Below are 12,873 nucleotides of genomic sequence, written 5' to 3'. Positions count from 1 at the left end.
ACCAGGTTAAATGACAACCGTTTATGAGCGAATGGGCTAAATCACCACATCATATTATTGCCAGTCATCACGAAGAACTCGCTGACGATTTTAAGCTGGGTATTGATTTAACCTTGGGGCAATTAATTGAAGCCAGACACAGCCCCATCATTCAATGGCTGTCCCCCAATGCAAAAGTCAAAACTAATCGAGTCGGAGGTTTTCGGTCGCGTTTTAAAGGGAGAGGCATGGATTTCGATGAGTCGCGTATTTATCAAATTGGCGATGATATTCGTAACATTGATTGGCGCGTTACTGCAAGAACGGGCACAACTCATACTAAATTATTTAAAGAAGAGCGCGAACGTCCTGTATTTGTTATTCTAGATCAAATGCCCAGTATGTTTTTTGGTACAGCGCAAGTATTTAAATCAATATTAGCCAGTCGTATTACTGCACAGTTAATGTGGCATACTTTGACTAATGGTGATCGCTTTGGCGCATTATTATTTGGTGAAAAGCATCACCTTGAAATGAAGCCATCAAACAATCGACGTAATTGTATGCGGTTGTTAAATCGTATTGTAGAAAGCCACCAACAAACTTTACTTGATGTATTTCAATCAAATAAACAACCCGAGGCAAAACCAGATTTTGCATTTGCCGATACGCTCAAACGGTTAAAGTATTTAGCAAAACCAGGTACTTTAATCCACATTATCAGTGACTTTAATCATTTTGATGAACAAAGCCGTGCGCATTTAAGTAAATTATCACAACACACCGATGTTCATTGCATTTTAATTAATGATCCGATTGAAAAAAACTTACCACCAGCCGGTTTTTACGGTATTTCAAATGGCTCGCAAGTTGGACTGTTAAATACCACCAACAATCAGATTCGCCAACAATACCAAAATGCTTATCAAGCCAAGGTTGAAAAAATAAAAGCGTTTGCGCTAAGTCATAAAGGAATATTTACTCAGGTTGATACCAACTTTCAACAAAACTCATTAGGTCATCAACCTACAGTTGCTCAGCCAATGACCCAACAGGAAAATCCGTCAAGGGGAGTAAAATGAGCCAACAAGCCAACCCACTTGATCAACTACGCGATATTCATTTACCAGCAGCCGTAGATCCCTGGCAACTTGCACCGGGTTGGTGGATCATTATCAGCTTAATCATCATTGGGCTTATCATGGCAATCACCAAATTGATCCGCAAGCGGCGCCAGTTAAACCGATATTTAAAACCGGCGGCAATCGAACTTGAGCAGCTTGCAGCCTTACCTGCTGAGAATCTTTCTGTCATTAAGGTTTCAGAATTAATTAAACGGGTTTGTCTGGTATTTTATCCTGCTGAAAAAATTGCCTTATTAAATGGTAAAGACTGGGTAACGTTTATTAATCAGCAAACTGGTAGTGCTGTATTTGATGAACAAATTGAGCGTTTATTCAGCCAAGTGATTTATCAGCCGCAGCAGCCTATTGATGGAAAATTATGGCAAAAAACAATTCAGCAAAGTCGCCAAGTAATTGAGCATATTATTTACCAATCACTGCGCCGGAAAAAAGGACAGCAACATGCTTGAAATTGCTTATCCTTTAACGTTTTTATTATTACCATTACCGTTAATTATCTGGTTTTTTAAACGAACTAAAAAACCCGAACTGGCAGCGATACGAACACCACTGTTTGATAGCTGGCAATCTCTACAAACCCAGACACAATCTAGTCGTACTGATTTGCTCAATAAACTATTCGTGTTGTTAGCTTGGTGCGCTTTAGTCACAGCTGCGGCGCGTATTCAATGGATTGACGACCCCATCACCTTACCTAACAGTGGTCGAGATTTACTGTTAAGTATTGATATTTCTGGCAGTATGGAAGAAGAAGACTTAACTCTAAATGATAAACCCGCTAATCGGTTAATGGTGGTTAAATCGATCATTTCTGACTTTATTACACGGCGCGAAGGTGACCGTATAGGACTGGTTTTATTTGGCGAAAATGCCTATTTACAAACTCCACTGACTTTTGATTTAAAAACCGTCCGTTATATGCTCGATGAAACAGAGATTGGTTTAGCTGGTGCATCACGCACAGCTATTGGTGATGGGATTGGGCTATCCGTCAAACGTTTGCGTGAGCGAGCTGAGCAAAATAGAGTGTTAATTTTGTTAACCGATGGGCGTAGCAACTCAGGAGAACTCGAGCCAATTGAAGCGGCTAAATTAGCAAAACATGCCGGTATAAAAATTTATACTATTGGTGTTGGTGCAGATGAAGTCATCCGACGTTCATTGCTTTTTGGTACGACCAAATTTAATCCTTCAGCCGAGCTTGATGAAAAAACCTTAATTGAAGTGGCAACCTTGACAGGTGGAAAATATTTCAGAGCACGCTCAACTAAAGAGCTTGCCGAAATATACGCACTCCTCGATGAATTAGAGCCTGTTGAAGATGAACCCGAAGTTTATCGTCCGATCCAAGAATTATATTATTGGCCTGCCCTACTCGGCTTACTATGTTTTTTTATGCCCATGTTAATCAATAGTCTGCACACATTGTTTCGGCGAATGACCAACTCACCCAATGCTCCTACGACAGTTAGGATAGACAGTCAGCAGGAAAGCAAGCGAGGAAGTTATGCAGATTGATTTAACCCAATTTCATTTTATACGCCCGGAATGGCTGTATTTGCTGATACCCGCGATCATTTTAATTGTCAGTGCCAGACATTTATCGAAACAGCGTTCGAACTGGCAAAAAATCATTTCGCCGCACCTACTTCAATATCTAGCAGTTGGTTCACATCAACAAAAGCTGCGCCATCATTTTTGGCTAACCAGCCTGATTGCTATTGTAACAATTATTGCAATTAGCGGTCCGAGCTTTCGACAAGTACCTGTTCCCATTTTTCAGAATGAATTAGCGCGCGTAATTTTACTCGATTTATCTTTATCGATGGATGCAACAGACATTAAGCCTTCAAGACTAGAGAGAGCCAAATTTAAATTAATGGACTTACTGGAAAAATCAGATGAAGGTACTGTCGGCCTGATTGTTTATGCGGGTGATGCTTTTGTTATTAGTCCATTAACTTCTGATGCAAAAACTATCGCCAATATGGTACCCACTTTATCAACAGGAATTATGCCTGTGCTTGGTAGCCGTCCAGATTTAGCGATTGAAAAGTCAATTGAACTGCTGCAAAACGCCAAACATAATCGCGGTCAAATAATCTGGCTTACTGATGGCGTCGAAAGCTCACAGGTTAATCCCATCATTAAGCTGGTGAATCAGTCAGATTACTCGTTATCAATTTTAGCCATAGGTACCGATCAGGGAGCTCCCATTCCATTACCCGATAAAAGCGGATTTTTAAAAGATGCCAGCGGCAAAATTGTGGTACCGATGTTACAGCTTGGTGAACTCAATGAAATTGCCCAAAACACTCAAGCAGGAATTATCAAAATGACGGCTGATGAGCAGGATATAGCCTATTTAAACAAAGCACACGAATGGCATACGCAGGCTAACGAAGCAGAACAAGACAATGAACAATTGATCAATCGCTGGGTCGATGATGGTTATTGGCTTATCTGGCTAGTCATTATAGGATTTATTTTTAAGCTGTTACGCCAGCCTGTCAATCAAGGCAGCGCTTTAATGCCCTTATTCGCGGCAGTATTATTGAGCAGCGTGTTTGCAAAACCAGCTCATGCACTCGAATGGCGTGACCTTTGGAAAACCAAAGATCAACAAGCACAGCAAGCCTATCGCGAAGGCGACTATGGACAAGCTGCACAACTTTTTAAAAATAAGCAATGGCAAGCGACATCACAGTATAAAAATGGTGATTACTCAAATGCTGCCGGAAATTTCGATCCAGCACTTTCCAATGAGTCACTTTATAATCATGCCACCAGCCTGGCTAAAGCTAACCGACTGCAAGAAGCGCTCGATGCATACGACCAGCTACTTGCGAATAATCCTGATCATGAGGATGGAAAATATAATCGCGATATTGTTGAACAGTTACTCAAGCAACAACAAAATGAACAGCAAAGTAATCAGAATTCTGATCAGGAAGATCAAGATCAAAATCAGCAGCAAGATGAGCAGGACGCAGAGTCAAATTCAAACAGTGATCAGCAGGAAAATAATGCTGAGCAGCAAGATCAACAACAAGGCGAACAACAAGAACAAGAATCCGCCGAAGATGAACAATCACAGGCGCAACAACAAGCCGAAGTCAGTCAAGATGAACGAAGTAAGTCAGAAAAAGATCAAGCACTTGAACATTGGCTCGAAAAAATTCCTGACGATCCCGGCGGTCTGCTCCGTCGCAAAATGTATCGGGAATATCAAAAACGTGGTCGCCAACAAAAAGAAGAGAAATTGTGGTAATGCATCAGTTAAAACTTATCTTTTTTATATTATTTATTAACACACTGTTAATTGCCAACAGTGAGGCTAATGAGGCAGTTGCTACGCTTGATCGAACTGACATTGCAGCGGGTGAAACCTTTGTTTTAGATATACGAATCGACTATGAGACAGATGAGCAGCCGGATCTATCATTAATTCCGCAAGACATTACGATACTTTCAAATAGCCAATATCAAAATATACAAATCGTGAACAATGCACGTTCCGTTGTTAAAGGTTGGAAATTAAAACTAAAAACGCTCAAACCTGGAAAACTGACCATTCCTTCAATTACTGTCGGTAATCAGGCAACTCAACCGATTGAATTAAATATTAGAGATGCCAGCGATGAGTTAACTTTAGGTGGCCAGAAAAAAACCATTTTTTTAGAAGCAGAAATCGACCAATATGAGCCTTATGTACAGCAACAAATTATTTATACCGTCTCATTGTACCGCGCAGTTAATACGCACTATGCCAGCCTGAGCGATCCCACTGCCAATAACAGTATTGTTGAAAAATTAGGAGACGATAGCCAATTTGAAAAAGTTATCAATAATCGCCGCTACAGCGTGGTAAAACGCCAATATGCAATTTTTCCGCAACAAAGTGGTGAGTTGACCATTAGTGGCGTTAATTTTAATGCCGATGTGAACGATAATAGTCGACGCAACTATGGCACATTTTTCAATACAACTCGTCCAGTCAGTATTTCAACAAAACCAATCAAAGTGAATGTACGCCCACAACCAACGAGCGCACCTAACCCTTGGATTCCAGCGCAAGACGTTATTTTATCTGACAAGTGGACGCCTAATACCAACTCGTTAACAGTTGGAGAGCCGATCACTTGGACACTGTTGCTAAGCGTTCAAGGTTTATCAGAATCGCAACTACCTGAAATTGCAGTCCCCAAAGTTGATGGCTTACAGTGGTATCATGATACGCCGCAAAAAGATCGACAAATCAATGGTAAAGGCATTGTAGGTCAACGCGTCGAAAAGATCGCAGTCATACCGGCGACACCTGGCAGCATCACCATTCCAGAAATCAGTATACAGTGGTGGGATATTAAAACTGATTCACTGAAAACAGCAACTATTAAGAGCAGAACTTTTGAAGTATTGCCCGCTGAAAATAGCGCAACAAATACACCCAATCTTAATTTGCCTTTACCGGTTGAATCAATACCTCACCCCATACAACCTGCCAGTGATGAACAATTAACACTGTGGCAAAACATCGCAACTGGCTTTTTCACACTCTGGATAATCACCCTATTGGCCTATTTCAATAAAAGATCAACTACGCCAGCAAAACTGGTTAATGCCGAAGAACAACAGAATCAGCTTCGAGAATCTTTGAATAGCAAGCAACAATACCAAAAATTATGTGGTTCACTAAAGTCAGGTAATGCGCAGGCTATCGAAAAAGATTTACTGCGATGGTTAAACACCTGTGGATTTGATCAATTGCAATCCCTTGGTGCAGTAATCAAGCAAGTTAAAGTCGATACTATTCGAGATAAATTAGCCGCGCTACAAGCTCAACGTTATTCGGCAACATCACAAGAATCTGTTGCACCGCTAACAGAGAAAGAATTAGAACAGTTAATTTCTGATTTATCACCTCAACGAGAGATTGCGGCTTCCAGCAATATACCTCCGCTCTACCCCCGATAAGTTCGTCTGTTCAATTTTAGCCTATTAAAAAAACGCACTAAATTTTCTTGATTTAGTGCTTTACTTTACTAAAATACAACTATATATTGTGCCGGATGAGCGACTAGCACTACCAGATATAGTAATTATCTGATTTTGAACCGCTTTATTTTTACGCACACTTAAATAACACTTTATTGCACGCTTTTCACCAGTTTATCCAAAGAGTTATTCACAGCATGTGATTAGATTTTGAAACCTGGTCGAAAAACATACGGCCTTAAAAGCGTGTTATCAGGCTATTAATCTTCAAACTAAAATCAATTTGGAAGCGAGGAATTCCATTAATGACTGTATCTTTAAAAAGAAATCAGATCCCCGAAAATTTTCAAATCGACTTTCAGCATACTTCAACTGATATTTGGCAAACCAAGTATCAATTAAAAACGAAAGACGGTTTACCGGTTGATAAAACTATCGACGAAACTTATGATCGCGTTGCTCGAGCCTTGGCTGAAGTAGAAGAAAGCGATAAAAAAGAAACAGTCTATAAAGATTTTTTGTGGGCTCTTAGGCACGGCGCAATTCCTGCTGGCCGCATTATGTCAAATGCTGGTGCTCAAGAACACAAACCTGCCACATCAACTATTAACTGTACCGTATCGGGGACAATCCTCGACTCAATGGATGATATTTTAGGAAAAGTCCACGAAGCCGGACTGACCCTAAAAGCAGGTTGTGGTATTGGTTATGAATTCTCAACACTGCGTCCTAAAAATGCCTATGTTTCCGGTGCTGGAGCCTATACTTCGGGTCCACTGTCTTTTATGGATATCTATGACAAAATGTGTTTCACCGTTTCCTCGGCGGGTGGAAGACGTGGCGCACAGATGGCAACCTTTGATGTCAGCCATCCGGATGTTATGGAATTTATCAAAGCTAAACGCGAAAATGGTCGATTAAGACAATTCAACCTTTCGCTACTCATTACTGATGAGTTTATGCAAGCAGTGATTAATGATGATGACTGGAAACTCATCTTTCCTGTTTCAGAAAAAGAAGTGACGCTTGATAAGCTCGACTTGAATGATAAATCACAAATTGTTTGGCGAGAGTGGCCAACAACTGAAAGCTATATTACCAATGACTACGGGCAGGTAGCCTGTAAAATTCATAAGATCATTAAAGCCAAAAATCTGTGGAACCTGATTATGTCATCGACCTATGATTTTGCAGAGCCCGGATTTATTTTGATCGACCAGGTTAATGATAAAAACAACAATTGGTTTTGTGAAAATATTCGTGCAACCAATCCTTGTGGCGAACAACCTCTCCCCGCTTATGGTTCATGTTTATTAGGATCAATCAATTTAACCCGTTTTGTACAATATCCATTTACTGAAAACGCCAAATTTGATTGGGATAAATTTCGTAAAGTCGTAAAAATTTTTACACGGATGCTAGATAACGTTGTTGAAATTAATGGTTTGCCACTAATTGGACAGCGCGATGCAATTTTATCTAAACGCCGTCATGGTATGGGGTATCTTGGTTTAGGTTCAACCTTAACGATGCTACGCAAAAAATATGGCTCAGCCGAATCAATCGACTTTACCGAACAAGTTACTCGTGAATTAGCCATTGAAGGCTGGCGAACCGGACTTGAGCTAGCTCAAGAAAAAGGCCCAGCACCAATTATGGAACAAGAGTTTGAAGTAACCGGCGCTATGTTGCATAAACGTCCTGAAATGGTTAAAGATGGGTATAAGGTTGGGAATAAAATTAAAGGTAAAGTACTTCATGCAAAATATAGTCGCTACATGCAAAAAATTGCTGAAGTAGAACCGAAATTAGTAGAAAAGCTCGCCAAAGTTGGTGCGCGATTTACTCATCACTCGTCAATTGCACCAACCGGTACAATTTCTTTATCATTAGCAAACAATGCCAGTAATGGGATTGAGCCAAGTTTTGCTCATCACTATTCACGTAATGTCATTCGAGAAGGCAAAAAGAGTAAAGAAAAAGTTGATGTCTACTCATACGAGTTATTAGCTTATCGAACACTGGTCAATACCGATGCGATGCCTTACTCTGATAATCCAGAGCAAGCACTACCGGATTATTTTATTACCGCTGACGATATTACACCAACTCAGCATGTAGATATTCAGGCTGCTGCGCAAAAATGGATTGACTCATCCATCTCGAAAACAGCAAATATTCCGACTGATTTTGCTTATGACAAATTTAAGGATATTTATTTATATGCCTATAAAGAAGGCTTAAAAGGCTGTACAACCTTCCGGTTTAATCCAGAAGTTTTCCAAGGAGTGTTGGTTAAAGAGAATGACCTGGAAAATACAACTTACCAGTTTAATCTGGAAGATGGCACAACGATTGAACTGAAAGGTAATGAAGAAGTTGAATATGATGGAGAAATCCATACCGCAGCTAATTTGTTTGACGCATTAAAAGAAGGTTATTACGGTAAGCTTTAGGCTTTACCTTATTGAAGATAGGATACGAAAGTAAAATGCCAAAAATAATTTCACAACCCATCGTTGGATATAAAGTAAAAACCGAAGAAGAAGCCCCTGTAGTTGAAGAAAAAAAATCTTCTGCAGAAATTGTACAAATGCATGAGAGTGTTAAGCGTCCCGAAATGCTTTTGGGTTCGACTTATAAAGTAAAGACGCCATTATCGGATCATGCACTTTATGTCACCATTAACGATATTGTTCTTAACGCTGGGACTGAACATGAGTTACGCAGACCTTTTGAAATATTCATCAATTCAAAAAATATGGATCATTTTCAATGGGTCGTTGCTTTAACGCGTGTTATTTCAGCAGTATTCCGTAAAGGTGGCGATTGCACCTTTTTAGCAGAAGAATTAAAAGCGGTTTTTGATCCGAAAGGTGGTTATTTTAAAGCGGGCGGTAAGTTCATGCCTTCATTGGTTGCAGAAATCGGTGATGCCATCGAGTCTCACTTGAAAATGATCGGACTATTAGAAGATCCTGGTTTAGATGAACATCAACAAGCATTAGTCGATGCAAAACGCGCCGAATATGAGTCTTTACAACAAGGTGGCGCTGCTGACCATAAAGGCGACTATCCTGATGGTGCACAGATGTGTAACAAGTGTATGACCAAAGCAGCCGTATTAATGGATGGCTGTATGACTTGTCTAAGCTGTGGTGACTCTAAATGTGGGTAATATTCATTTAAATTAATTTAGTTTTACTAGAAAAAAGGCTCATTGATTGAGCCTTTTTTAATTTCATTACCTTTCAACAAATCATATTCAATATCAATATTAGCCAACTCAGTTAGCACTATCGCCTTATATGATAGCAGAAAGAACAAATAGCGAATAAGAATCAGTTTGTTAAAATTATTTAGGTCATTCATGATAGTGATGAATATAAAGTGATGGATATAAAGTGATGAACATAAAAAATATGATTCAATATACTCATGCTGTTCATATAAATATACAATGATTTTATCGGCGCTGCTGTAATAAGTATTGCTAAAATATTTAAACAGAATCAAAAATTATGCGAGATTTCGACCCACTCCGGCACAGCACGATTCGTCCAAGCGGCAAAATGCATTTTTTCACCTAAATAAAACTGACGATAAGCGCGAACCGCATCGCCATCAACTTTATACTTATCGGGCATAGCTTGCGCGAAAGGTGTTAGTCCATTTCGCTGATAATAAAGTTTTTCAATTTCAGGTAAAACCGCCATAGATTTATGGTCATGAGTTTTTGCAAAACGATAGCGGTATTCAGCATTAAGTGCGATAGTTAAATCAATTAACCATTCAAAATTATCAAATGACGACTCAACCCACAACACACAAGGATGCTTCATATGCGTTGACTTGTAGGGTGTTTTAAATCCTTTTTTATTTAATGCGGTACAGAGTAGCTGAACGCTTTCTAATATCATTTTAACGACATGTTTATCACAGTGATATTCAGCACAGCGCTGAATATCTTCATCGAGAATAAATATATTCATTTAGGTTTAACCTGATAAGTATTGTTTTTTTTAAAGCAAATAAAGCACTATCAGGCTACATACGCTAATTATAAGATTTTGGAGCACCCGAATGACATAATACTAAAGCATCAAACAAGCACTCAATTAAATTGAATAATCAGAATAGTAGAATTTTAATACCAATTAATATGAGTATCACGCCACCTAAAAGCTCAGCTTTACTCTCTAGCCAGGTACCATTTTTTATACCAACTATTACCCCAAACCAGCTCATTATGAAAGTTATTATACCAATCAGTAGACAAGCAATAAAAGCATTCACGTTCAGTAAAGTTAAACTAAAGCCAGCGGCCATCGCATCAATACTCGTTGCAATTGCCAGCGTCAACATCACTCGATGAGAAATTTTCACAATATCTTCTTCAATGCCTTCACTAATTGACTCATAAATCATTTTTGCACCAATTAAGAGTAATAAAGCAAAAGCTATCCAATTAGCATAATCTTCAATAAATCCTAAGACGCCCTTTCCACCTAAGTAGCCAATCAAAGGCATCAAGCCTTGAAATAAGCCAAAATAAATTGCGCAAGTTAACCCTAAACGAAATTGGCTTTGCTGATTTTTAGAACCTAAACCAACAGAAACAGCAAATGCATCCATACTCAATGCAAACGCTAATACAAATACTTCAATCAAATTAAATCACTCAATAACTTTATTAATAATCATTCGGTTTATTACTGATTTAAATTACAGCACTTCACCAATAATATTTGAAATAGAAACCATTCCAAAAAATCGAGAATCATAACTGTTATCCCGGTTATCTCCCATAATAAAAACCTGATCAGGCAAAACTTGAAAAGTATTACCATCTACTAACTGGCAACTTTCTGAAAATCCATTTTGGTTGTGCAAAATATTAAATGTTACATTCTCTATCTTTTGCTCATAAAGAAGTAACTCATCTGAATTAGCAAGCTGTTCATTCTCTATCAAATGATGCTGATTATTCAATAGCTGACGACCTACAACAACCTCATTACATCCCTGTTCATTACAGTGTGTAATTTCGAATGAATGCCCAGTAAAGTGAAGCGTATCACCCGGCACACCGATAATTCTACCTTGAAACGCCTGCGGACTGTCGATCGACTTTAAGTATAAAACGGTATTACCACGTTTTGCCATTTCGTACATTGCGCTATTTTCATTGATATATAATACATTACCGTTTAAATAAGTTAATGCTGACTTTCTTTTATCAACATATAAAATATCATTTCGGTAATAATTAGGCGCCATGTTAACTGAGCTCACCTGATAAGTTTCAACTAAAAAGCTTTTTACCAAATTAATCCCTATTATATAACCAAAGACATAGGGTAATACCACATACCAGCGACTATATAGTGGCATAAGCGTATGTGGCTTAATTTGCTTATAACAACGCCAGCAATCAAATATGCCGACAAGGAGAATGATTAGTTGTATCAGCCAGATAGATTCAACTGAAAATTTTTCTATTATTTTTAAATCGGCATAAAAGGTCGAAATAGCGAGCAAAACAAATGCTAAATACACTAATCCCCTTTTAAATCGACCCAAATACAACATGCCACAAAATGGCGTTCCCAAAATACAAAATATGAGTGCTAGAATAAAGCTTTTTGGTGGTTGACTTGAAGTATTAACAGTGCCTGCTTGTCCCGGCTGATAATAAGAGTTATCCATATGTTACCCGTTTAATACCTTTTTATTCACTCAGTATATTATGAACTGAATGACTTTAATATTAACATAATTTGTTATCAAAGTTCATGCAGCGACACGGCGTAAAAATCGATAAAATATTGGCAATAGCTTAAAATAAAAAAGCAAACCTTTACAATAAGGTTTGCTTTAATGCAGTCTTAACGATGTGCCCTAGAACTTAGACACATCCGTATTATTAATTAAAAAGTTGTTGAAACACCTAACATTACAACCCAAGGGTCAATATCAACATCAACACTGGCGGCTACAGAGTCATTGATAATAACATCAGCAGTTGTGTCAATCTGAATATAACGAAGGCTACCAGTAAATTTCCAGCCATCAGTCATTGGTGTATCAAAGCCTACTTTAAATGCAAGACCCGTTGAAGATTCCAGATCTAACTTAGCTTGTGCATTTAATGCTGTGTCTAATGTGCTACTGCTCTCTTCTTCAAAGAAAACGGTATAGTTTAAACCAGCACCAACATGGAATTGGGTTTCTTCACCCCATTGGTAAACCAGACTGACCACTGGAGGTAAATGTTTAGTTTCACCTAATTTGGCACCTGATAAAGAACCAGTACCAACAATATCATGAGAAAATGGCAGTGCGCCTAATACTTCAACACCCCAGTTTGCATCAACCATATAAGTTGCACTAAATGCTAATCCTGTATCTGAATCAACACCAACGCCGCCACCTAAAACTTCTCCACTGTCATCATTAGGAGAAACATGCGCGACGCCAACGCGGAAAATCCAGTTATCAGCATTGTCTTGTGCAGCAACGAAAGGTGTCGATAAGGCAGCAGAAATTGCCAAAGCAATGGTTAGTTTTTTCATTGTCATTAACCTTAGTTATAATGTTAGTTAGAAGCGCGCACAGTCTAATCAGACTGACCGCAAAGAATATTGATAAATATCAATTGATTTTGAAATTTTGCGGCATTCTAAATTAAAAAGATTGATAATGACATGTGAATTTAGTGACTATTTTGTGAACTGATAGACAATAATTAAGA

At 38.6% G+C, this 12,873-nt stretch carries 11 protein-coding genes; 7 read left to right on the top strand and 4 right to left on the bottom strand.

Annotation, left to right across the window (positions count from 1 at the left end):
* Positions 1–23: 23 nt before the first annotated feature.
* The 7 genes from ABVT42_RS05370 (at position 24) to ABVT42_RS05340 (ending at position 9,297) form a co-directional block, all read left to right on the top strand.
* Positions 24–1,061 (top strand): DUF58 domain-containing protein, encoded by a 1,038-nt coding sequence (locus tag ABVT42_RS05370; RefSeq protein ID WP_353873771.1) that lies wholly within the window; start codon positions 24–26, stop codon positions 1,059–1,061.
* Positions 1,058–1,573, top strand: a complete 516-nt coding sequence (locus ABVT42_RS05365) for a DUF4381 domain-containing protein (RefSeq protein ID WP_353873772.1) — start codon at positions 1,058–1,060, stop codon at positions 1,571–1,573. Before ABVT42_RS05370 ends, ABVT42_RS05365 begins: the two co-directional genes overlap by 4 nt.
* Positions 1,566–2,642 carry a vWA domain-containing protein gene (locus ABVT42_RS05360; RefSeq protein WP_353873773.1) on the top strand — a complete coding sequence of 359 codons (1,077 nt, stop codon included), beginning with the start codon at positions 1,566–1,568 and terminating at the stop codon, positions 2,640–2,642. Before ABVT42_RS05365 ends, ABVT42_RS05360 begins: the two co-directional genes overlap by 8 nt.
* A complete protein-coding gene (locus ABVT42_RS05355; RefSeq protein ID WP_353873774.1) occupies positions 2,632–4,395 on the top strand; it encodes a VWA domain-containing protein in 1,764 nt (587 codons plus the stop codon). The genes ABVT42_RS05360 and ABVT42_RS05355 overlap by 11 nt, the downstream gene beginning before the upstream one ends.
* Positions 4,395–6,098, top strand: a complete 1,704-nt coding sequence (locus ABVT42_RS05350; protein WP_353873775.1) for a BatD family protein — start codon at positions 4,395–4,397, stop codon at positions 6,096–6,098. Before ABVT42_RS05355 ends, ABVT42_RS05350 begins: the two co-directional genes overlap by 1 nt.
* Positions 6,099–6,424: 326 nt before the next feature.
* Positions 6,425–8,575, top strand: coding sequence for an adenosylcobalamin-dependent ribonucleoside-diphosphate reductase (locus ABVT42_RS05345; RefSeq protein WP_353873776.1), 2,151 nt, complete (start codon positions 6,425–6,427; stop codon positions 8,573–8,575).
* Positions 8,576–8,610: 35 nt separating this feature from the next.
* On the top strand, positions 8,611–9,297 hold the full coding sequence (locus tag ABVT42_RS05340; RefSeq protein WP_353873777.1) for a TSCPD domain-containing protein: 687 nt from the start codon (positions 8,611–8,613) through the stop codon (positions 9,295–9,297).
* 334 nt (positions 9,298–9,631) lie between these two features.
* Here the strand turns inward: ABVT42_RS05340 and ABVT42_RS05335 are convergent, their stop codons facing one another.
* The 4 genes from ABVT42_RS05335 to ABVT42_RS05320 all read right to left on the bottom strand — a co-directional run bounded on the left by ABVT42_RS05335 (position 9,632) and on the right by ABVT42_RS05320 (position 12,694).
* Positions 9,632–10,111 carry a pyrimidine dimer DNA glycosylase/endonuclease V gene (locus tag ABVT42_RS05335; protein ID WP_353873778.1) on the bottom strand — a complete coding sequence of 160 codons (480 nt, stop codon included), beginning with the start codon at positions 10,109–10,111 and terminating at the stop codon, positions 9,632–9,634.
* 139 nt (positions 10,112–10,250) lie between these two features.
* Positions 10,251–10,790 (bottom strand): manganese efflux pump MntP, encoded by a 540-nt coding sequence (locus ABVT42_RS05330; protein ID WP_353873779.1) that lies wholly within the window; start codon positions 10,788–10,790, stop codon positions 10,251–10,253.
* Positions 10,791–10,844: 54 nt separating this feature from the next.
* On the bottom strand, positions 10,845–11,828 hold the full coding sequence (gene lepB / locus ABVT42_RS05325; protein WP_353873780.1) for a signal peptidase I: 984 nt from the start codon (positions 11,826–11,828) through the stop codon (positions 10,845–10,847).
* 221 nt (positions 11,829–12,049) lie between these two features.
* Positions 12,050–12,694 carry an OmpW/AlkL family protein gene (locus tag ABVT42_RS05320; protein WP_353873781.1) on the bottom strand — a complete coding sequence of 215 codons (645 nt, stop codon included), beginning with the start codon at positions 12,692–12,694 and terminating at the stop codon, positions 12,050–12,052.
* Positions 12,695–12,873 lie beyond the last annotated feature (179 nt).

It is taken from the genome of Aliikangiella maris (assembly GCF_040719265.1).
In the GTDB taxonomy this organism is placed as follows: domain Bacteria; phylum Pseudomonadota; class Gammaproteobacteria; order Enterobacterales; family Kangiellaceae; genus Aliikangiella; species Aliikangiella maris.
Note: the sequence above shows the minus strand (reverse complement) of the source record. Positions and strands in the feature narration are given on the sequence as shown.